Origin of the sequence: Polaribacter vadi (assembly GCF_001761365.1) — a bacterium.
Lineage (GTDB): Bacteria > Bacteroidota > Bacteroidia > Flavobacteriales > Flavobacteriaceae > Polaribacter > Polaribacter vadi.
Window position 1 is genome coordinate 2,817,975 of sequence record NZ_CP017477.1, and the last position, 22,453, is coordinate 2,840,427.

Consider the following 22,453-nt stretch of genomic DNA (forward strand, 5'->3'; position numbering starts at 1 on the left):
ATTCTAGATAGATTTCAAAAAAAATGAAAATGTAAAAACGTACTTTCAATAAGGAACATTATTTATTTCTTCTTATTTTTGAACGATGAATTTGAAAAACTTTTTCTCTAATATATTCGATATAAAAGTTGAAACAAAAGAAGATGAAATGAAGAAATTTTTAATAGTTGGTTTGGGAAATATTGGCGAAAAATATACCAATACTCGTCATAATATTGGTTTTAAAATTATTGATGAAGTTGCAGAGGAACATAACGTTAGTTTTACTACAGAAACATTAGGAGATATAGCTACTTTTCGTTTTAAAGGAAGAACTTTTATTCTTTTAAAACCTAATACATATATGAATTTAAGTGGCAAAGCTGTTAAGTTTTGGTTGAATAAAGAAAATATTGCTATTGAAAATTTACTGGTTGTTACAGACGATTTAAATATCGATTTTGGAACGATTAGAATTAAAGCAAAAGGTAGTGATGGTGGCCATAATGGATTAAAAGATATTCAAGATAAATTAGCCACAAATAAATACCCAAGATTTCGTTTTGGAGTAGGTGCAAATTACTCAAAAGGACGTCAAGTAGATTATGTTTTAGGCGAATGGAACAAAGAAGAAACCAGTTTGTTAATTGAGCGTTTACCAACATCAGCAAAAATAATTACTTCTTTTGGTACTGCTGGTTTAAACAATACTATGAACGAATTTAATGGGAAATAGATTTTAAAAACTATATTCACTGAGTTTTAACGCAACCTTTTTTGTTTTTAATCATCTATAAAATAGATAAGTAAACCAAATTAACCACTTAAAATTCTTTGTCTATGAAAAAAATTGCATTTATTATTCTATGTTTTTGTCTCACAAGCTGCTTTACCAATTGGGGTGAAGAGCGTTCTGTTGATCCTATATTCTCAAGATATGAACCTGTTACTTTAGAACGCAATGTTTTTGAAAACGCAATAGAAATTCAAGATAAAACAGCAGTTACAGAATCATCTAAAATATATATTATTAGCGATTATATTTTTGTAAATGATAAACGAACTGGGTTTCATATTTTTGATAATACAAACCCTGAAAGCCCAATTAAAAAGAAATTCTTAAAAATTCCAGGAGCTACAGATATTGCTATTAGAAACAATATTCTTTACATTAATCAAGCTACAGATTTAGTGGTTTTAACATTAAATTTTACTGATTTTTCAATGATTATCAATAAAAGAATAAAAAATGTATTTCCTGAATTGCGTTCTCCTGATGGCGAATTTTTTTCTGAAGATAATAAAGTAGTTGTTAATTGGCTTAAAAAGTAAAAAGATGAAAAAGAAAATATTTACATTAATAAGCGTAGTTTTTTTAGTTTTTGCTTGTAATCAAGATTCTAATGATACAACAAGTTCAGATAGTTTTGGAGATGGTCAAGGAGGTTCTTTAGCAACATTCACTTTAAAAGATAATTATTTATATACTGTAGACTTTTTTAATTTATCAGTATTTAATGTTAGCGATTTGCTGAATCCTGTAAAAGTAAATACGATTAATGTTGGTTTTAATATAGAAACGCTATTCAGTTTTAAAGACTATTTATTTATTGGCTCACAAAATGCCATGTATATTTACGATGTTACAAATGCTGAATTACCAAAACTGTTATCGCAATCGAATCATTTTAGAGCTTGCGATCCTGTTGTTGCTAATGATACGAATGCGTATGTAACTTTACATAGTAATGCTACGTGTGGAGGTGCTATAAACGAATTAAAAACATATAATATAGAAGATATTGAGAATCCTATCCTTTTAAATACAAGAGGCTTAACACAACCAAAAGGATTAAGTTTATATAAAGATAATTACCTTTTAGTTTGTGATGATACTGTAAAAATATTTGATATTTCAGATCCTAATGATTCTAAATATATAGATGAAATCGTTACAACAGGAGCAATCGATATTATCATTAGAGATAATCATGCTTTTATCATATCAGAGTTTACAATAGATCAATATCAACTAAATAGTACAGATATTGCAAATGCCACTAAGATTAGCACGTTTACATTTTAGAAGTAAAAAAAAATATAAACAATAATAAAAGCTGTCTAATTTAGACAGCTTTTATATTTTAAGTTAGAAATAGTTATTTAATAAAACTATAACTGGTTTTAGTAGACATGTTTATAGATCCATTAGAGTTTTCAACTTCTTGTACTAAACTTAACGTAGTTGAATTTAAAAGTATAACACTATAAGTGCCTAAAAGAAATTGATCTTCTAAAGATGTGGATGGTGTAAAGGTAATTGTGTTATCTAAAGAACTAATTGTAAAATTTCCCAAATCTTCAACATCAACAATACTTGAACCACTAACTTGAGCACTTCCATTAGGTTTTGTAATAAAATCTAACGTATACTGGCCAGATGCTGTATAGGTTCCATTTTCATTCATAACAATATCTAAACTATAAATATCGCCAACATTTGTAGTTGTAGATAAATTAACATTAGCGCCTGTAGATGATGTAGCAGTTTCATTAATTATTTGACTAAAATCGCCTATTTGGTAAGTGCCTTGTACATTAGCGTTCGTTAATAATAAACGTTCATCACTATTATCATCTCCACAACTTACTAAAATTGCAGAAATACATAAACATATAATAAAATTAATTTTTTTCATAAGTATAAATTTTCAGCAAATGTAGTTTTTAAATAAGTTTTTTATTTTAACTATATTACCATTACTATTTTATTTTTTAGTAATATTAGTTCTCTTTTATTACATCTAAGGAAATGGTCTGTTCAGCTGACCATCTATGACCAAAATCGAAATTCCAATTAGAAAGTTTCATATAGTTACCTTGCAAAATCTCTACATACCACTCTGTTCTTTCTGTTTCAAAAAATGGATCTAATAAGATATCATCATGAGTATTAAAGCTAAAACCTGGAGATAAAACTAATTTACCTTTTTTAGGAATACTATTTAAAGTGGCGTCTTTATATACTTCATAAGTACCAGAAGAATTTATTATATTATTTTGTTCATATTCTTTACGCTCTGATTCTGAGTCGTCAACATAGTTTTTGAAACTATAATCTGATTTTAAAACAAAAGAACCAAATATACTATATGTTTTATCTGGGTTAAAAACAATGTTTAAATCTACATCTTTTCCTTCAGATTTAATATCAGTTTCAATTGCAGTATACCAATTATTAAAAATTGGGTTGGACAAAGTAGTTCTATCGTTGAATTGAATTGAAATACCAGGAATAGCATAAGTTCCAGCTAATCCTTCATTAGATAGACTAATGGGACTAATGGGTGTGACCTCTTCGTTACTAGGGCTAGTGCAGCTATTGATAACAAAAAAAAGAGAAATCAAAAATAAAATTCTTAGAGTTTTCATACGAAATAGTTTTTTTTAAAATAAATATAAAAAAACTAATTATCTTTTGCAAACCATTCTGCAAAACTAGAATCTGTTTCTTGTAATTTTATAGAATGTAGTTTTATGTTATTTGGCAATCTCTTTTTTATTTTTTTGGCAAAGTCAATAACCATCATTTCGCTTGTTGGTTGGTAATCTACCAATAAAACATCATGTCCTCTATCCATTAACTCTTTTGCCAATTCTACATGAGGTGTGTTTTTATTAAAAACGGTTGCATGATCAAAAATATCAACAATTTCTTCATTCACAATTTTCTTTAAATCACTAAAATCGATAACCATTCCAAACTTAACATTTGTATTGTCGCTAATCGGTTTTCCAGAAACAGTAACAGAAAGTTTGTAAGAATGGCCATGCACATTTTTACATTTTCCATCATAACCATATAGGGCATGTCCAGTTTCAAAATTAAATTGTTTTGTAATTCTAATTGTACTCATATTTTTTTTGTTGATGATATAATTTTAAGAATGTTTCAATTTAAAGAAAATCAAAAATCACTCGAAACGTTTTTATGCTGATGCTATTTACGTCTGTTACCTCTAGATTTATTATAAAAATATACAATCACTAAGCCTATAGCTAAAACTGCAAATAAATAATCTCCTCCCATTTTTATGTTGTTTAATTTTCTAAAAAGTTTTCTAAAACATCCGCAATTTTTCTGTTATCAGATAATTGTGGAATTTTATTTTGTCCACCAAATTTACCAATCGATTTCATATATTCATGAAAACCACCTTTTTTTACTTTTCTAACAACTAAAGGACGTAAAACTTTCCCTGTAATTAAATCGAAATAATAAATATTTTGTGTTTGCATAGAAGCATCAATTTTGGTTGCAAATTCCTCTAAATTTTCTGGTTCGTTAGTAAATTCTATAAACCACTCATGATAAGGTAAGCCATTTTCTGGATTTACCTGTGGAGCCACTGTAAATTCACTTATATTTATATCTGTACCAGAAATTGAATCGTTTAATGCTTTCTCTACTTCTTTGCCAATAACATGTTCGCCAAAGGCAGATATAAAATGTTTTATACGTCCTGTAACTTTAATTCTATAGGGTTTTGTTGATGTAAACTCTACAGTATCACCAATATTATAACCCCATAAACCAGCAGTTGTGTTTAAAATGATGACATAATTTATGCCAATTTTTACATCTTTTAAAGAAATTCTTGTTGGGTTTTCATCAAAAAAATCTGTTGAAGGAATAAACTCATAGAAAATTCCAGAATCTAATTGCAATAACATTCCTTTTTCAGTTTGCGAATCTTGATAGGCAATAAAACCCTCTGAAGCAGGATATAATTCTATATAATCAATTTTTTTACCAATTAAACTTTCGAACTTGTTTTTATAAGGTTCAAAATTTACACCACCATAAATAAAGAAATTAAAATTCGGGAACGTTTCCGAAATCGGCTTTCCTGTTTTTTCAATTAGTTTTTCAAAATACATTTGTACCCAAGAAGGAATTCCGCTAATTACAGATAAATCTTCATTTACGGTTTCTTCAACAATCGCATTTACTTTGGTGTCCCAATCTTCAATACAGTTTGTTTCCCAACTTGGCAACCTGTTTTTTAATAAATATTGAGGAACATAGTGTGCAACTATTCCACTTAATCTGCCCAATTTAACACCATTTTTATCTTGCAAAACAGGACTTCCTTGTAAAAAAATCATTTTACCATCAACAAAACTTGCATCATTTTTTTCTTTGATATAAAACAACAAAGCATTTCTTGCTGCTTTAATATGCGTTGGCATCGATTCTTTGGTAATTGGTATATATTTTGCGCCAGATGTTGTACCAGAAGTTTTTGCAAAATAAAGCGGCTTTCCCTCCCAAAGAATGTCTTCTTCACCAGCAACCATTCTGTCCACATAAGGACGTAAACCTTCGTAATCAGTAACTTTTACACGTTGTTTAAAATCATCATAAGTAACAATGTTTTTAAAATCATGATCTTTACCAAACGCAGTATTTTTTGCTTTCGATATTAAATTTTTAAAAACTTTATCTTGTGTTTTATGAGGTTTTTTTGCCCATTTATAAACACTTCTTGTGGCGAATTTAGCAAACGGAATTGCAAAAAAGGATTTTATACTCATTATTTAAAATCGATCAAATTTGTAGGATTAACAGCATAACCATCACTCCAAAGTTCAAAATGTAAATGTGGCCCAGTAGAAAGCTCTCCTGTAGAACCTACGCTTGCAATTACTTCACCAGATTTTACAAAATCTCCTTGTTGTTTTAGTAAATTTCCATTGTGTTTATACACAGAAATGTAGTTGTAAGGATGTTTTAAAATAATTACATAACCAGTTTCTGTGGTCCAGCCAGAAAAAATTACGCTACCATCTGCAGTTGCTTTTACTGGCGAATTTTTTTTAGCAACAATATCTACAGCTAAATGTTTTGTTTTTGAATCGTAATCTTGAGAAATTGTACCATTTAAAGGCGCAAAAAACACAATTTTCACATTGTTTTTTGCATTATTCTGAATAGGAAAACGATCTTGACTTTCTATTTTTTCTCTAAAGATAGAATCTTCTCTACTTGCATTTAGCAAACTATCTTTTATTACTATTTTTTCTGCTTCAATTTCTACGGAATCTAAAATACTAGGCTTTATTTCTCCAGTTAAAATAGGTCTTAAAGCAATTGTATAATCGTGTAAAAGGTCTAATTTTCTTTTTAAAGAATCTGTCTGAAAAGCTAATTTAGTAGCTTTTATTTTTAAATCGGTAGATGAATATCCAGGAATATATTCTTTAACAGGTGTAAAAGTGATGATAAATGTGGTTACTAAAATCAATAAAAAAGACAAAACACCACCCAATACAAATACATTTAAAAGAGATAGTTTTAAAGAGAAGCGCTCTTCGAAAGTATCTTCATTTAAAACCACTAATCTGTATTTGTCAGTTAGCTTTTGTTTAAGTTTTCCTTTTTTTTTCTCTTGTTTTTTCAAAAAAAATATGTTTGAAATTGTTATTTCTATAATAACGTAAAAATAGCGAAACTATTTTTTATAAAAATTCATTTCGTCTATATATTCCCAAACTTCTTTGGGTAACATCGGTTTTATGTTCTTTTTTTGCTGGATTCCTTTTCGAATCATGGTTGATGAAATTTCCATAATTGGTGCATCAACCTTATGAATTTTTGGGTGATTTTTAAATTGATGCTCAACTTCACCATCAGCAATTCTAGGATACACATATATATGATGATGTTCTAAAATAACCTCATAATTTTTCCATTTATGAAAACTTTTCAAGTTGTCTTCGCCCATAATTAAACAAAAATCTTTATCAGGATATTTGTCTGCAATATGTGCTAATGTAAAAACGGTATAATTAGGTTGAGGCAATTTAAACTCAATATCTGAAGGTTTAATTTTCATATACTCTTCAGTAGCTCTATAAACCAATTCAAGTCTATGATGATTATCCAGCAAAGATTTTTTCTTTTTTAAAGGATTGTGAGGCGTTACTACCATCCAAATTTCATCCAAATCAGAATATTCAGCCATATAATTGGCAATAATTAAATGCCCAATATGAATTGGATTAAAAGTGCCAAAGTATAAACCTATTTTGCTCATAAATTATAGTTTGAAGTTTGAAGAAAGGAGTTTGAAGGAGCAAGTTTTTAAACTTCCAACATCATACTTCCAGCTTCTAACTTATTTTTCTAATCCTAAAAACTCACTCATCAAATCTTCTGCTTCTTTTAAAGCAACTGGTAAATCGTAATTTTTTATAATTTTATCAAATTGAGGAGCAGTTGCCAATTCTACAGAAGCTTTTGCAATTCGCATATTAATTTTTTCTTCGCTTTCTGTTTTACGTTTTTTAAGTCGAATTTTCAACTCATCTACACTTGGTGGTTTTACAAAAACAGATAAAGTTTCCTTCGGATATTTCTTTTTAATTCTTAAGCCACCAACAACATCAATATCAAAAATAACATGTTTTTTTTGTGCCCAAATTCGTTCTACTTCGCTTTTTAAAGTTCCATAAAAGTTATCTCTGTACACTTCTTCCCATTCCAAAAAATCATCAGCTTTAATATGGTTTTTAAAATCTTTTAGAGAGATAAAATAATAATCTACACCATTTTTTTCGAAACCTCTTGGCTCTCTAGAAGTTGCTGATATTGAGAATTCTAAATTAAATTTTTCTTGTTGTAATAAATGGCGAACAATTGTGGTTTTACCAGAACCAGAAGGTGCTGAAAACACAAATAATTTTCCTTTAAAGTCTGACATATAATTTTATTTATAGTTGCTAGTTTTTGGCTGATGATTTTTAGGATTAACTAAAAACCATCAACCAAAAACCAACTAAAGTACATTCAGTATTTGTTCTTTAATTTGCTCTAACTCGTTTTTCATTTGAATTACGGCTTTTTGCATTGGCGCAAAATTAGCTTTAGAACCAGTTGTGTTAATTTCTCTTCCCATTTCTTGCACAATAAAGCCTAATTTTTTTCCATTAGAATCTTCTGTTGCTATAGTTTCTAAGAAGTAGTTTAAGTGATTTTCTAAACGCACTTTTTCTTCATTAATATCTAATTTCTCTAGATAATAAATAAGTTCTTGCTCAAATCTGTTTTGGTCTGTATCAACTTTTAAATCGTCAATTGCTTTTTGCAAACGTGTTTTTACGTTTTCAACTCTATCAGCATCAAAACTTTTAACTTCTTCTAAATATTTTCTGATGTTGGTAATTCGTTCTCTAAAATCTATTTCTAAAGAAGCAGCTTCATCAACTCTATATTGTATAATGTTTTTGATAGCTACATCTACATGTTGGTCTATGATGTTCCACTCATTTTCATCTAATTCTTCACGTGTTGTTTTTAGAGCATCAGGCATAGAAATTGCCATTTTTAACAACTCAATATCATTTTCAGAACCTACAAACAGCGTATTTCTTAATTGCTGAATGTATTCTTTAACAACACCTTTATTTACAGTTGTAGAGGTTTCATCAGCAGTCATTTCAACAAAAATAGAAAAGTCTACTTTTCCTCTCACTAAAGATTTAGCTAATTTTTTACGGACATCCAATTCCTTTTCTTTGTAGTAAGAAGGAATTCTAACGTTTAAATCTAAATTTTTACTGTTTAAAGATTTTATTTCTATGGTTACCTTTTTGGTTGGCAATTGCAACACAGATTTTCCATAACCAGTCATAGATTGAATCATACAAACTTTGTTTTTATTAAGTGGCAAATATACCTTTTTATTTTCTTGATTTTAGCGTGGTTAGCAATTGAAATCTCTCAAATTTTAAATACGTTTAAATTTAAGATTTTTTTACTTTTTCTACCTGCTTTGTAACTAAATAAACGCCAAAAAATATAAATATAGTAGCAATAATTTTTATGATATTCAAAGAATCGCTTCCAACAATTAAGGCATAAATTGTAGCGATTACAGGTTGTAAGTATATAAAAACACTTACTGTTGTTGGTTTTAATTTCGATAAACCGTATAAATTAAAAAGATATGTTATACAGGTTGTAAAAATAACAACAAAGCCAATATTCCAATAAATATTTGTAGGCATTTTTTGCCAAGAGATTTCAGTAAACTCATGAATTCCAAAAGGGATTACCAAAATTAATCCAAACAGATAAAACCATTTAATAAATGTAATTGGATGGTATTTTTTAACTAAATCTTTTGCTAAAACTAAATACAAACCATAAGAAGCTGCATTTACAAAAACCAAAAAGTTGCCTAAATTATTATTTGTGGCTGTAGAACTGCTAGAGCTCCCATAAGTAATTAACAAAATTGTGCCTGCTAAACCAATAAAAACGCCTAAAATTCGTTGTTTTCCAATTGCTTGTTTTATCAATATACTCGAAAAAATAAGCACCATAATTGGCGACATTACCATCATAACAGAAGCACTTATGGGTGTTGTTAAATTTAAACCTTTAAAGAAAGCCAACATATTTAAAGCAACACCAAAAATTGAGGCAATAAAAATTTTCTTATAATCGTCTTTTTCTATTTTTTCTGATGTTATAAAAAGACTTGTAAGCCAAAAAATGATGGTTGCTCCTAAAACACGTATTAAAATAAAACCAAAAGGTTTTACGTATGTTGGCATCACTTCTTTTGCAATGGTGAAATTTAATCCGTAAATAAGTGTGGCTATAGAAACAGCAATTAAGGCAAGTACTCTTTTGTTCATTATAAACTACTAAAAAAATTAAACAGCAAAGTTGATGATAAATTTTAAATCTGCTGCATAAAAAAGGGTTTCAAAACTAATTTTAGGGTTTTTAATAAATCATTTTCCTAAATGAATCTTCAGTAAAGTTAATCTGTTTTTAAGTTTTTTTTGATAAGAGAAGTATAAACTATTTAAGAAATATGAACATAATCTAGAAAATAGTGAAAACTAATTTGTCTTTTTTTGTAAGTTTGATAAAATTCTTACATAATGACAATTCATCATATAGCTGAAAATAATTCGGTTTTAAATACTTTTTTATCAGAAATAAGAGATCAAACTATTCAAAAAGACTCTTTACGTTTTAGAAGAAATATCGAAAGAATAGGAGAAATTTTAAGCTACGAATTAAGTAAAACACTTTCTTACAAAAACGAAAATATAACAACTCCTTTAGGAACTAAAGAAGTACAGTTGTCTACTAATGATTTGGTTTTATGTTCTATTTTAAGAGCAGGTTTGCCTTTGCATCAAGGACTTTTAAATTATTTTGATAAAGCAGAAAACGCTTTTATTTCTGCATACAGACATCACCCAAATAACGATCAAGATTTTGAAATTGTAGTAGAGTATTTTGCATCACCAGAAATCGAAAATAAAACTTTATTATTGGCAGATCCTATGTTAGCAACAGGACAAAGTTTAGTGGCTGTTTACGAAGCGATTAAGAAACACGGAGTTCCAAAAGAAATACATATTCTAGCTGTAATTGGTGCAAAAGAAGGTGTAGATTTTGTGGCTGATCATTTCCCAGAAAACACCCATTTATGGATTGCTACTATAGATGATTCTTTAAATGAAAAAGGATATATTATTCCTGGTTTGGGTGATGCTGGAGATTTAGCTTTTGGCCAAAAATTATAATACGAAACAACTAACAATTCCACCTATTAAAAATAAATACAAGACTATATTTTTAATTATTTTTTTCTTGATAAGTTCTACGCCATTCGCCAAAATAATAGAAGTTGGAAAAAGGTTATAAATTAGTTCTGAACCATTTTTTTCAGGTGTTAGAAAAATAAATAAGAGCATTAAAAAGAAATTAATAATCAGAATAATCCAATTTCTTCTAAACCTATTGTTTATGGATAATGTTGTTGCAGATTTAAAAATAATAGCAAAAACTGTTAAAAAGAAAGTGGTATAAACTAGCCATAAATATTTTGTACTGCTGTAAAATTCAAGATCAGGTTTCATATCAAAATAAAAAAGGCTATTGAATTCTTCTGTTTTTTCAAACCAAAAGTTGTATGCAAAATAAATTATTAAAGGCGATATAAAACCAATAATAGGGGTAAGTAGTGTGCGTATGGTGATTTTGTTGTGTAGGAAAATTGCACTATAAACTAAAATAAATAAAAGTATAGAAAGGGGCTCAATAATAAAAAAAATACCCAACCAAAAACCACTGTCAAAAAGCTTTTCTGTTACATTTCTATTGGATCGTAAACTGTAGATTTTTCTTAAAAAAAGTAAATAAATAATTGTTTTAATTAAGATACTGTAATTTAATAACTCAGCTAACACTGCAATAAGTAAAATGCTAAATAAAAAATAAGCGTAAGAATTATCGAATGTTAATCTGTTTTTTGAGTTTACGAAATTAAAAAAGAAGAAAATAACTAAAAAAAACAAGGTTAAAGCCCCAAATTTTAATAGCATATTTGAGTAAGAACTTTCAGCTAATATAGTAGTATAGAAAGCATAAGATAAACTAACAAAAAATAAAATAAGCAAACCAATAAAATTGATTGGTTTAGATTTGTTTAAAAAATTGGCTAGCATCGTTTCTTTTGTTATTTTTGCAGCTGTAAAGATAATTAAGTTATGATAGCAAGCAATATTTTTAGATGGATTGGTAGTTTGTTCACCGATATTTTATTTCTACCTTTTGAGTGGTTGCGCTTACAAATCGCTACTGCAGATGCAGGTTGGTGGATTTCTAACATTCCGAATTTTGGGTTCTTACTAGTTCTTTTAGTTTTATTCGCTTATTGGATGAAAGAATCTAAAAGATTTGTAGACGAAGGAACAGAAGATAGAGTCTAATTTTACGATTTGGGAAGTAAAAATAAATTAAAACGTTTCGAGGAAAATGAAACGTTCAAAAATGTCATTCAACCTACTAGAGAAGAAGTTGTTAGTAACTTTTCTTTAAAAGGGAAGTGGCATTCTTTTTTTAAAAACGAAAATCCTATTATAGTTGAATTGGGTTGTGGAAAAGGTGAATATACAATTGCTTTAGCCAGAAAAAATCCAAACAAAAACTATATTGGGATTGATATTAAAGGTGCTCGTTTTTGGAGAGGTGCAAAAACAGCTATCGAAGAAAATTTACCAAATGTTGCGTTTGTAAGAACGCAAATTGAGCTGGTCGATTTTATTTTTGCAAAAAATGAGGTTTCAGAAATTTGGATAACTTTTCCAGATCCTCAAATAAAATTTCAGCGAACAAAACATAGAATGACGAATTCGACTTTTATGAAAAAATACCATACTATTTTAAAAGAAGATGGTATTATGAACTTAAAAACCGATTCTGAATTTATGCATGGCTACACTTTAGGTTTGCTGCATGGAGAAGGACATGAAATTTTATATGCAAACCATAATGTGTATAGAAATGAAGGTGCTCCAAAAGAAGTTACAGAAACACAAACTTTCTACGAAAACCAATATTTAGAGGTTAATAAACCAATTACGTACATTCAATTTAGATTGAAATATAATAGCCCATCTTAATCTTCCCAAAGGGAAGAAATACTCTTGTGTTATATTCTTTACGGAACTTTGTTTATGAATTTCTTATAATCAACTGTAAAAAATAAGTAAATATTTGAAAAAAAACTCAGTGGATCTCTGCGTTTTCTTTGTGAATATTCATGTAATAATTTTACGCACAAATATTTGTGAAATCTGTGCCTTTAAAATTCTATGAAATAATAATTATCTTCCCAAAATGAAAGAATCCGATAATTTTTTCGAGAAAGTTTACAAGGTTGCACGCAAAATTCCATTTGGCAGGGTTACAAGTTATGGAGCAATTGGCGCATATTTAGGAGCTGCAAAATCTGCAAGAATGGTGGGTTGGGCAATGAATAAAGCACACAATTTAGATGATGTTCCTGCACACAGAGTTGTTAATAAAAAAGGGTTATTAACAGGAAAACATCATTTTGATGGCACAAATTTAATGCAACAATTGTTAGAAAACGAAGGTATTGTTGTGATTGAAAATCAAATTCAAGATTTAGAAAAAGTTTTTTGGAATCCTTCAGAAGAACTTTAATAATAACTTTTTTAGTAGATACTTAATTATTTAAATAACAGGACATAATCATAAAAAATGGTTTTATAAATTTTGTAAAAACTTTTTCTAATAGATATTTTCATTTCTAAAATTACTACCCATAATTTCCACTTATCAAACCATAAATATTCGCAATTTATTAGCTTTATTTTCTTGTTGTTAAAACGTATCTTTGTAGTCGAGATTAAATAAAAATAAAGACGAAGCTAATAGCTTAAAGCTACTGGTTAAAAGCAATATAATGAGTTTTAATAAACAAGATATATACAAAGCATTAGAAACTATTACAGCTCCTGGAGAAGGAAAAAGTTTAATAGAAGGTAATAATGTTAAAAATGTAGTAATTTTTGGAGATGAGGTAAATGTAGATGTTACTATTAGCAACCCAACTTTACAAGCAAAAAAGAAAATTGAAGCTGAAATTACAAAGGCAGTACAAACCCATGTAAATTCAAAAATTGAGGTAAAAATCAATTTAAAAGTAGAAAAACCAGCAGCAAAAGAAGATCCAAATTTAATTCGCGGTAAAGAAATTCCGAATATTAAAAATATCATTGCAATTGCATCTGGTAAAGGAGGTGTTGGTAAATCTACGATTACATCAAACGTGGCTATTACTTTAGCAAAAATGGGTTTTAGTGTTGGTGTTTTAGATGCAGATGTGTATGGACCATCACAACATATTATGTTTGATGTTGAAAAATCAAGACCACTTTCTGTAAATGTAGATGGTCGTTCAAAAATGAAACCTGTAGAAAATTACGGAGTTAAATTATTGTCTTTAGGTTTTTTTACAGATCCAGATCAAGCAGTAATTTGGCGTGGACCCATGGCATCAAAAGCATTAAAACAATTAATTTTTGACGCAGATTGGGGAGAGTTAGACTTTCTTTTAATCGATTTACCTCCAGGAACAGGAGATGTGCATTTATCAATAGTGCAAGCCTTACCAATAAATGGCGCAGTTGTAGTTTCTACACCACAAAATATTGCGTTGGCAGATGCTAAAAAAGGGGTTGCCATGTTTCAACAAGAAAGCATAAAAGTTCCAGTTTTAGGAATTATCGAAAATATGGCATATTTTACACCAGAAGAATTGCCAGATAATAAATATTATATTTTCGGAAAAGATGGCGCAAAAAATTTAGCAGAAGATATTAAAACGAAGTTTTTAGGAGAAATTCCTTTAGTACAAAGTATTAGAGAAGCAGGAGATGTTGGGCATCCAGTAGCGTTGCAAGAAGGCACAGTTTTAGAGCAATCTTTTAATGATATTACCAAAGAAATGGTTTCTGAACTATTAAAAAGAAACGCTAACTTGCCACCAACCGAAGTTGTAAGAATTACAACAATGAGCGGTTGTAGCGCAGTAAAAAAATAAATTATGACAGCACAAGAAACACAAGATAATGTAGAAAAGGCGTTAGAAGAAATTCGCCCTTTTTTAGTGAGTGATGGAGGTAATATTAAGTTACTTTCTATAGAAGATACTATTGTTAAAGTGCAGTTACAAGGTGCTTGTTTGGGATGTTCTGTAAATCAAATGACCCTAAAAAATGGAGTTGAAGCAACCATAAAAAAATACGCTCCACAAATTCAAGAAGTTATAAATGTGATTTAAACTGATGAAAATCAGTTTTTAAACTATTATAAAATTATATTTTTGGGCGTTTCCTAAAAAGGTCGGGCTTTTCGTTATATCTTTTTTGAGAAAAACAAAAAAGGATGTCACTACAATCCCTAACGCACTTAAGAGAATTAAAAAAAACCTTACAAGCTTAAAAACTTGTGAGGTTTTAAAAAATAAAAAAATGATTACAACAGATATTTTAATTATTGGTGCAGGACCCACAGGATTATTCACCGTTTTTGAAGCAGGATTATTAAAGCTGCGTTGTCATTTAATAGATGCTTTACCACAAGCAGGAGGTCAATGTTCAGAAATTTATCCGAAGAAACCTATTTATGATATTCCTGCATATCCAGAAATTTTAGCAGGCGATTTAACGGATAAATTAATGGAACAAATTAAACAATTTGAACCAGGTTTTACTTTAGGAGAACGTGCAGAAACTATCGAAAAGCAAGAAGATGAAACCTTTATAGTAACTACTAATAAAGGCACAAAACATCACGCAAAAGTTGTTGCAATTGCAGGAGGTTTAGGTTCTTTTGAGCCAAGAAAACCACCAATTCCTAACATTGCCAATTTTGAAGATAAAGGTGTTGAATATATTATACGTGATCCAGAATTTTACAGAGATAAAAAAGTAGTGATTTCTGGAGGTGGCGATTCAGCTTTAGATTGGGCAATATTTTTAACAGACGTTGCATCCTCAATAACGTTAATTCACAGAAGAAACGAATTTAGAGGTGCTTTAGATTCTGTAGATAAAGTTCAGGAATTAAAAGACGCAGGTAAAATCACTATGATAACTCCTGCAGAAGTAAAAGGAATTGTTGGAACTGATAAAGTAACAGGAGTTTCAGTGGTACAAAAAGGAGGAGAAGCATTTACAATTGAAACCGATCATTTTATTCCGCTTTTTGGTTTATCACCTAAATTAGGACCGATTGCAAATTGGGGATTAGAAATAGAAAAAAATGCGATTAAAGTAAATAACGCTTTAGATTATCAAACAAATATTCCAGGAATTTACGCAATTGGAGATGTAAATACCTATCCAGGGAAATTAAAATTAATTCTTTGTGGTTTCCATGAAGCAACTTTAATGTGTCAAAGTGCGTATCAACGTATTTTTCTAGATAAAAAATACGTAATGAAATATACAACAGTTGGTGGCGTAGATGGTTTTGATGGAACAAGAAAAGAAGCGCCCAAAGCTGTGATTAAAAAGATTGAGTAAATTTAAGTTATACTAACCCTCAAAGGATTTCAAACCCTTTGAGTGATCATTATAAGAAGTTTAAAATTTTTATTCAGACCTGTTAGGTTTTTAAAACCTGACAGGTCTTTTGATTTAATTTTCTTATTTTAGATGAAAATTAAAGATATGAATTGTTTTGGAGATTATTATTTTTGGGATAGAGGTTTAAATGGAGGTGAGTTATTATTATTTGCAATCATATCATTATTTATTGTTTCAATTCTTCTTTGGTATTATAACAAAATTCCTAAAAACAAATTTAAAGAAGGTGATTTCCAACAAGAAAGAAAAACATCTCGTTTACCAAAATTGTTAGCTTATCTTTTATTGATAATTCCTGGTATAATTTTGTTAGTAGAGTTTTTAAATTATGGAAATACCTTTTCAACTTTTGATATAATTATGTTGAGTTCTATTACTACTTTAATATTATATACAAACCTAACTTCAAAAATTAAAAAAGTTACTAAAAGATCAAACTTAAATAATCCTATTTATCAATCAAAAGATATTATATTACAATCAAATTCTTTAAATGCTAGTTTTATTATTGCAGAAAAAACAACATCAGTTTGGATCAAAGTAATTACCTTTATAATGATTATTGTTATTTCATTTACACCTCTCTATCAATTGTTAGGAACTGGATATTTCTGGTAAAATAAAAAAGTCAAAACATTTCTTAATTATTGTTTTTATTTATTCTAAATAATAATTAGATTTGCGCCATGGAAATATTAAGTGACGTAACTTTCAATATTCAACTTAAAAAACATACTTTTTGCAACTATCAATTAAAGATAGATGAAAAAGTAATGACACTTACTTTTCCACAAGTACTTCAACTAAGAAATAAGGTTAATCTTTTAACATCAACAGAAAATTTAGAGAACATCATCGAAAATGAAAATTTTGTGTTGCTATTTATTGCTGATAGAAAACATTTGGTTTTTTTAGAAATTCCGAAACTTTTAGATTTAAAAGAAGAATTAGGGTACTGTTTTTCTGATTTTTAGTCCACGAATATCTTTATTTAGACTGTCTTTAAATCATTTTTCAACATCAAAATCACTCTTTATTTCCTGTATCTTTGTATTTTAAATTTTAGAAAATATGAAAACAGCCATAAGAAGACAAATGACCATTAACACAGAAGTTATGGATTTGTTAAACGAACAAATAGCATTAGAAATGCATGCATCTGCATCTTATTTAGCAATGGCTTCTTGGTGTGACCAAAGAGAATTGGTGAATAGCAAAGCATTTTTCTATAAGCAAGCAGAAGAAGAAAGAGTGCATGGAATGAAAATTTTCAATTTTGTAAATGATGCAGGTGGAGCAGCACTTTCACCAGCAATTCCAGAAGTTAATAACGAATTTGAAGGTTTAAGAGAAATCTATGAAAAATCTTTAGATCAAGAAATACAAGTAACACAAGCTATTTACAAATGTTTTAAAGCAGCAAGAAATGCAGATGATTTTGCATCTGAAGTTTTCTTACAATGGTTTGTAAACGAGCAAGTAGAGGAAGAAGATACAGTTAGAGGAATTATCGATATTTTCGATTTAATGGAAGGCATGCCTCTAAAAATGATAGACGAAAGATTACCAACTGAGTAATAAAAAAAGAAATAAAAAAAACCGAAACATAATTGTTTCGGTTTTTTTTTGTGAAGTAATTTCTTAACGATTCTTTGTGAATCGCTTTTTGTATCTTTGTTTTCATCACGAAATCGATTGAAATGTTTCAAGACTTATTAATACATCTAAAGTTTTTAATAAAACGAAATCCAGAATAACAACTTTTTGTCACCCTGAATTTATTTCAGGGTCTTTGGAATTTCATTAACAATTAAAAGATTTTAACAGTTCAACAATTAAACACATTTTATGCCTTTTTATCATAAATTAGGGAAAATCCCACCAAAAAGACACACACAGTTTCGTAAAAAAGACGGTAGTTTATATTACGAACAATTGTTTGGTACTATTGGTTTCGATGGAATGTCTACCAATTCGTATCACGAATACAGACCAACCATGGTCAAAAAAATTGGGAAACAATATTCTGTAAAACCAAAAATTGCAAAAGCAAATAATATTCAATCTTACAAGTTTATTGGATTTCAAGTAAAGCCTGAAAACGATTATCTAGAAAGTAGAAAAATCGTTTTAACCAACTCTGATTGTAATATTATTTTAGCGGCTCCAAAACAATCTACCACAGATTATTTTTATAAAAATACAGATGCAGACGAAGTAATTTTTATCCATAAAGGAACAGGAAAATTAAGAACACATCTTGGAAATATCGATTTTAAATATGGAGATTATTTAGTAATTCCACGTGGAATTATTTATAAATTAGATTTTGATGATGAGAATAACCGACTTTTTATAGTAGAATCTTACAGTCCTGTTTATACACCAAAACGTTACAGAAATTATTTTGGTCAATTATTAGAACATTCACCTTTTTGTGAGCGAGATTTAAGAAGACCTTACGAATTAGAAACGTATAATGAGTTAGGAGATTTTTTCATCAAAGTAAAAAAACAGGGCGAAATTATAGAAATGACGTACGCTTCTCATCCTTTTGATGTAGTTGGTTATGATGGTTATAATTTTCCGTATGCATTTTCAATTCACGATTTTGAGCCAATTACAGGTAGAATTCATCAACCACCTCCAGTGCATCAAACTTTTGAAACAAATGCCTTTGTAATTTGCAGTTTTGTGCCTAGAATGTATGATTATCATCCAGATTCAATTCCTGCACCTTACAGTCACAGTAATATCGATTCAGACGAAGTTTTATATTATGTAGATGGTGATTTTATGAGCAGAAACGATATCGATCAAGGTCATATTTCTTTGCATCCAGCAGGTATTCCTCATGGCCCACACCCAGGAACTGCAGAAAAAAGTATTGGAAAAACTAAAACTGGAGAATTAGCAGTTATGGTTGATACTTTTAAACCTTTGCAAGTTACAGAAGAAGCTATGAAAATTGCAGATGAAGACTATTATAAAAGTTGGTTGAATAGCCCATCTTAATCTTCCCAAAGAGAAAAAACACTCTGGTGTAAAGTTTGTGGTAAAAAACGTTCATTAAAATAATTATTTGAAGCTATTTCCAGCTTTCACTACTCGCTTTTTTTACAGAAAAAGCAAAAAAGAGCTCAAACAAACCGTTCAATCTGGGCTAAACTTGTTTGCAAACGAATTGCTTTCAATAAAGAAATAGCAAATTTATAAACAACAAAGACCTCACAGGTTTCTAAAACCTTTGAGGTCTAAAAAAGATAAAATCATCAAAAGATGGCAAAAGAAATAAAATCAGTAAACTACGGATTAGAAAAAATATTTGAAGGAGCACAAGATTTCCTTCCATTGTTAGGAACAGATTATGTAGAATTTTATGTGGGTAACGCAAAACAATCTGCACATTTTTACAAAACAGCCTTTGGATTTCAATCTTATGCATACAGAGGTTTAGAAACTGGGGCAAAAGATTCTGTGAGTTATGTTTTAACGCAAGATAAAATTAAAATTATTTTAACAACTCCTTTAAATAGCAAATCACCAATAAACGACCATATCGTAAAACATGGAGATGGAGTAAAAGTGGTTGCACTTTGGGTAGAAGATGCTAGAAAATCGTATGAAGAAACGATAAAACGTGGCGCAAAATCTTATATGGAACCAACTGTCGAAAAAGACGGATTTGGTGAAGTTGTAAGAGCAGGAATCTATACGTATGGAGAAACTGTACACATGTTTGTAGAGCGTAAAAATTATCATGGCGCATTTTTACCAGGTTTCCAAAAATGGGAATCAGACTATAATCCACCAACATCAGGATTAAAATATATAGATCATATGGTTGGTAATGTTGGTTGGAACCAAATGAATACTTGGGTAAAGTTCTATGAAGATGTTATGGGGTTTGTAAACTTTTTATCTTTCGATGACAAGCAAATTCATACAGAATATTCAGCATTAATGAGTAAAGTAATGTCCAATGGAAATGGACGAATTAAATTCCCAATAAACGAACCAGCAGAAGGGAAAAAACGTTCTCAAATTGAAGAATATTTAGATTTTTACGAAGGAGCAGGAGTACAACATATTGCAATGGCTACTGACGATATTATAAAAACAGTATCCCAATTAAAAGCAAATGGAATTGAATTTTTATCAACTCCACCAGAAGAATACTACAAATCTGTACCTTTAAGATTGCAGGAATTTAAACATGAATTAGCTGAAGACATCGAAAAACTAAGAGGTTTAGGAATTATGATAGATGCTGATGAAGAAGGTTATTTATTACAAATTTTTACAAAACCAGTTGAAGACAGGCCAACTTTGTTTTTTGAAATTATTCAAAGAATGGGTGCAAAAGGATTTGGAGCAGGAAATTTTAAAGCACTTTTTGAATCTATAGAAAGAGAACAAGCAAAAAGAGGAACGCTTTAATTAGTAGCCAGTTTTTTAGTAATTGTTTAGATTATAAATATTTCTAGACCTCACAGGTTTTCAAAATCTGTGAGGTCTTATTTTTAAAAACAATCATATCTTTGTTATTCAATCATCAATAATGAAAAGAGAAGAAATACTAAAAGCAATTGAAGAAAAATACGATAAATTGGGGGTTCCTGTAGAGGCAATGCTAGAAGGTTTATTGTGGAGTAAACCAATTACTTATTGGGATTATATTCAAACAGATTCACTTTTAGGTTTGCAAACACAAAGAACAGATCAACCAGATGAAATGGTATTTATTATGTACCATCAAGTTAACGAGTTGTTATTTAAAATGATTTTGTGGGAAATAGAGCAAGTTGCAAAAGCTACAGAAGTTTCTGCGGATAAATTTTCGATGCATTTAAATAGAATTAGTAGATATTTTGATATGCTTTGTAGTTCTTTTAATGTAATGGCAGATGGCATGGAAAAAGAACAATATTTAAAATTCAGAAATACATTAACACCTGCAAGTGGTTTTCAGTCAGCACAATATCGAAAAATTGAGTTTGCATCAACAGAATTAATTAATTTAATAGATGCACGTTTTAGAGATAAAATAGATAGAAATTCATCATTTAAAAATGCATACAATCATTTGTATTGGCAAGCAGCAGGTAAAAATTATACAACTGGGCAAAAATCAACTTTGTTAAACCTTTTCGAAGAAAAATATTTAGGAGAGTTTATCGATTTTATGGAAGATTATAATGATATTAATTTATCACTTAAATTTAAACAATTACCACAAGAAACTCAAGAAAACGAAGATTTAATAAAGGCAATGCGTCATTATGATTATACTGTAAATGTAAAATGGGTAATGGCTCATTACAATGCAGCAGCAAAATATATTGGTGGTAGCGATTCCGACTTAAAAGCAACAGGAGGTAGTAATTGGCGAAAATATATGCATCCAAAATACCAACGAAGAATTTTTTATCCGTATTTATGGAGCGAAGAAGAATTAAAAAACTGGGGAACTTTTTAAAGTTAAAATATTCTTATAATTTCATTTTAATTGAAAGATAAACCTTCATTTTTGTAAAATTAATTATTATTTTTATACTTAGTATAAACATTAAAAAAATGTTAAATTGCTCATTATAAATTTATGAGAAACGTATTTTCTAATTTTGGAATGGTAATTGTCAATAGTTTTTTATAAGTTTGATAACTATGAAAAAAAATATCCTGATTGTTTTACTTTTTGTAATTACATTTTCTATCTCTGGACAAGAAAAAAAAGTACCTTTTAAGAGTGGAGAATGGCTTCGTTATAAAATGAGTTATAGTGGTTTTTTAAGAGCTGGAACTGCAATTTTAGAAGTTAACGAAACAGAATATCAAGGCAAAAAAGTATTGTATGCTAAAGGTACAGGTTGGACTTCTGGAATGATAAAATGGTTTTTTGAAGTAGATGATGTTTATGAATCTTATTTTGATAAGGACAATATAAAACCATATTTATTTAAAAGAAAAATTGACGAAGGTGGTTATAAAAAACATAGAATAACCTCTTTTAATTACGAATCTCATAAAGCTTACATTCAAGATTTTACGAATCAAAAAGATACATCTGTAGCATTTAAAAATGTGCAAGATATGATGTCTTCTTTTTATTATTTAAGAAATATAGAAACTAAGAGCTTAAAAAAAGGAGATGAAGTAGCTTTAGATATGTTTTTGGATGCTCAAGTATACCCTTTTAAACTTCGTTTTTTAGGTAGAGAAGTTTTGAGAACAAAATTCGGAAAAGTTAATTCTTTAGTATTTAGACCATTGGTTCAGTCAGGGAGAATTTTTAAAGAAGAAGAAAGTGTAACGATTTGGATTACTGATGATGCTAATAAAATTCCAATAAAAATGCAAGCTTCTTTATCTGTTGGTTCTTTAAGAGCAGAATTAGAAGATTATAAAGGACTGGCAAATCCTTTTGAAAAAATTTAGAAAATTTTAACGAAACTGTTTTAGCAAGTTCTATTATTAGATT

At 29.1% G+C, this 22,453-nt stretch carries 27 protein-coding genes; 17 read left to right on the top strand and 10 right to left on the bottom strand.

Annotated features, from left to right (window positions below):
- The first annotated feature begins 148 nt into the window (after positions 1–148).
- The 3 genes from pth (at position 149) to LPB03_RS12195 (ending at position 2,065) form a co-directional block, all read left to right on the top strand.
- Entirely contained in the window at positions 149–715 is a 567-nt protein-coding gene (pth, locus tag LPB03_RS12185) for an aminoacyl-tRNA hydrolase (protein ID WP_231953100.1), read from the top strand.
- Between the two features lie 104 nt (positions 716–819).
- A complete protein-coding gene (locus LPB03_RS12190; protein WP_065319873.1) occupies positions 820–1,311 on the top strand; it encodes a hypothetical protein in 492 nt (163 codons plus the stop codon).
- Between the two features lie 4 nt (positions 1,312–1,315).
- Positions 1,316–2,065 (top strand): LVIVD repeat-containing protein, encoded by a 750-nt coding sequence (locus LPB03_RS12195; RefSeq protein ID WP_065320139.1) that lies wholly within the window; start codon positions 1,316–1,318, stop codon positions 2,063–2,065.
- Between the two features lie 73 nt (positions 2,066–2,138).
- On the opposite strand, the gene LPB03_RS12200 is transcribed toward LPB03_RS12195, so the two are convergent.
- The 9 genes from LPB03_RS12200 to LPB03_RS12240 form a co-directional block, all read right to left on the bottom strand.
- On the bottom strand, positions 2,139–2,678 hold the full coding sequence (locus LPB03_RS12200) for a hypothetical protein (RefSeq protein WP_065319874.1): 540 nt from the start codon (positions 2,676–2,678) through the stop codon (positions 2,139–2,141).
- A gap of 85 nt (positions 2,679–2,763) precedes the next feature.
- Positions 2,764–3,411 (bottom strand): hypothetical protein, encoded by a 648-nt coding sequence (locus tag LPB03_RS12205; protein ID WP_065319875.1) that lies wholly within the window; start codon positions 3,409–3,411, stop codon positions 2,764–2,766.
- Positions 3,412–3,446: 35 nt separating this feature from the next.
- Positions 3,447–3,896 (bottom strand): 6-pyruvoyl trahydropterin synthase family protein, encoded by a 450-nt coding sequence (locus LPB03_RS12210; RefSeq protein WP_065319876.1) that lies wholly within the window; start codon positions 3,894–3,896, stop codon positions 3,447–3,449.
- A 184-nt stretch (positions 3,897–4,080) separates the two neighbouring features.
- Positions 4,081–5,577: a GH3 auxin-responsive promoter family protein gene (locus LPB03_RS12215; protein ID WP_065319877.1), complete on the bottom strand. Its 1,497-nt coding sequence runs from the start codon at positions 5,575–5,577 to the stop codon at positions 4,081–4,083.
- Entirely contained in the window at positions 5,577–6,443 is an 867-nt protein-coding gene (locus LPB03_RS12220; RefSeq protein WP_065319878.1) for a M23 family metallopeptidase, read from the bottom strand. Before LPB03_RS12220 ends, LPB03_RS12215 begins: the two co-directional genes overlap by 1 nt.
- 51 nt (positions 6,444–6,494) lie before the next feature.
- Positions 6,495–7,079: a nicotinate (nicotinamide) nucleotide adenylyltransferase gene (gene nadD / locus LPB03_RS12225; RefSeq protein ID WP_065319879.1), complete on the bottom strand. Its 585-nt coding sequence runs from the start codon at positions 7,077–7,079 to the stop codon at positions 6,495–6,497.
- An 81-nt stretch (positions 7,080–7,160) separates the two neighbouring features.
- On the bottom strand, positions 7,161–7,745 hold the full coding sequence (gmk, locus tag LPB03_RS12230) for a guanylate kinase (protein ID WP_065319880.1): 585 nt from the start codon (positions 7,743–7,745) through the stop codon (positions 7,161–7,163).
- Between the two features lie 75 nt (positions 7,746–7,820).
- Complete coding sequence (locus tag LPB03_RS12235; protein ID WP_231953101.1) at positions 7,821–8,687, bottom strand: YicC/YloC family endoribonuclease; 867 nt, start codon at positions 8,685–8,687, stop codon at positions 7,821–7,823.
- A 100-nt stretch (positions 8,688–8,787) separates the two neighbouring features.
- Entirely contained in the window at positions 8,788–9,687 is a 900-nt protein-coding gene (locus tag LPB03_RS12240) for a DMT family transporter (RefSeq protein WP_065319882.1), read from the bottom strand.
- 252 nt (positions 9,688–9,939) lie between these two features.
- Between LPB03_RS12240 and upp the strand changes: the two genes are divergently transcribed.
- Positions 9,940–10,593, top strand: a complete 654-nt coding sequence (gene upp, locus LPB03_RS12245) for a uracil phosphoribosyltransferase (protein WP_065319883.1) — start codon at positions 9,940–9,942, stop codon at positions 10,591–10,593.
- Here the strand turns inward: upp and LPB03_RS12250 are convergent.
- On the bottom strand, positions 10,588–11,517 hold the full coding sequence (locus LPB03_RS12250; protein ID WP_065319884.1) for a DUF6427 family protein: 930 nt from the start codon (positions 11,515–11,517) through the stop codon (positions 10,588–10,590). The two genes, upp and LPB03_RS12250, sit on opposite strands and share 6 nt — an antisense overlap.
- A gap of 42 nt (positions 11,518–11,559) precedes the next feature.
- Between LPB03_RS12250 and LPB03_RS12255 the strand changes: the two genes are divergently transcribed.
- The 13 genes from LPB03_RS12255 (at position 11,560) to LPB03_RS12315 (ending at position 22,410) form a co-directional block, all read left to right on the top strand.
- Complete coding sequence (locus tag LPB03_RS12255) at positions 11,560–11,781, top strand: DUF6341 family protein (protein ID WP_065319885.1); 222 nt, start codon at positions 11,560–11,562, stop codon at positions 11,779–11,781.
- Positions 11,782–11,790: 9 nt separating this feature from the next.
- Positions 11,791–12,474, top strand: coding sequence for a tRNA (guanosine(46)-N7)-methyltransferase TrmB (gene trmB, locus LPB03_RS12260; RefSeq protein ID WP_065319886.1), 684 nt, complete (start codon positions 11,791–11,793; stop codon positions 12,472–12,474).
- Positions 12,475–12,691: 217 nt separating this feature from the next.
- Positions 12,692–13,021 carry an MGMT family protein gene (locus tag LPB03_RS12265; protein WP_065319887.1) on the top strand — a complete coding sequence of 110 codons (330 nt, stop codon included), beginning with the start codon at positions 12,692–12,694 and terminating at the stop codon, positions 13,019–13,021.
- 262 nt (positions 13,022–13,283) lie between these two features.
- Positions 13,284–14,423 carry an Mrp/NBP35 family ATP-binding protein gene (locus LPB03_RS12270; RefSeq protein WP_065319888.1) on the top strand — a complete coding sequence of 380 codons (1,140 nt, stop codon included), beginning with the start codon at positions 13,284–13,286 and terminating at the stop codon, positions 14,421–14,423.
- 3 nt (positions 14,424–14,426) lie between these two features.
- On the top strand, positions 14,427–14,663 hold the full coding sequence (locus tag LPB03_RS12275) for a NifU family protein (protein ID WP_065319889.1): 237 nt from the start codon (positions 14,427–14,429) through the stop codon (positions 14,661–14,663).
- A gap of 190 nt (positions 14,664–14,853) precedes the next feature.
- On the top strand, positions 14,854–15,909 hold the full coding sequence (locus LPB03_RS12280; protein WP_065320140.1) for an NAD(P)/FAD-dependent oxidoreductase: 1,056 nt from the start codon (positions 14,854–14,856) through the stop codon (positions 15,907–15,909).
- Positions 15,910–16,041: 132 nt separating this feature from the next.
- Entirely contained in the window at positions 16,042–16,590 is a 549-nt protein-coding gene (locus LPB03_RS12285) for a hypothetical protein (protein ID WP_065319890.1), read from the top strand.
- Between the two features lie 68 nt (positions 16,591–16,658).
- Positions 16,659–16,946 (top strand): hypothetical protein, encoded by a 288-nt coding sequence (locus LPB03_RS12290; RefSeq protein ID WP_065319891.1) that lies wholly within the window; start codon positions 16,659–16,661, stop codon positions 16,944–16,946.
- A gap of 97 nt (positions 16,947–17,043) precedes the next feature.
- Positions 17,044–17,550 (top strand): ferritin, encoded by a 507-nt coding sequence (locus LPB03_RS12295; RefSeq protein ID WP_065319892.1) that lies wholly within the window; start codon positions 17,044–17,046, stop codon positions 17,548–17,550.
- A 270-nt stretch (positions 17,551–17,820) separates the two neighbouring features.
- Positions 17,821–18,987, top strand: coding sequence for a homogentisate 1,2-dioxygenase (locus LPB03_RS12300; RefSeq protein WP_065319893.1), 1,167 nt, complete (start codon positions 17,821–17,823; stop codon positions 18,985–18,987).
- A gap of 264 nt (positions 18,988–19,251) precedes the next feature.
- Positions 19,252–20,412: a 4-hydroxyphenylpyruvate dioxygenase gene (gene hppD / locus LPB03_RS12305; RefSeq protein ID WP_065319894.1), complete on the top strand. Its 1,161-nt coding sequence runs from the start codon at positions 19,252–19,254 to the stop codon at positions 20,410–20,412.
- A gap of 121 nt (positions 20,413–20,533) precedes the next feature.
- Positions 20,534–21,451 carry a tryptophan 2,3-dioxygenase family protein gene (locus LPB03_RS12310; protein ID WP_065319895.1) on the top strand — a complete coding sequence of 306 codons (918 nt, stop codon included), beginning with the start codon at positions 20,534–20,536 and terminating at the stop codon, positions 21,449–21,451.
- A 188-nt stretch (positions 21,452–21,639) separates the two neighbouring features.
- Positions 21,640–22,410, top strand: a complete 771-nt coding sequence (locus tag LPB03_RS12315; RefSeq protein WP_065319896.1) for a DUF3108 domain-containing protein — start codon at positions 21,640–21,642, stop codon at positions 22,408–22,410.
- Positions 22,411–22,453 lie beyond the last annotated feature (43 nt).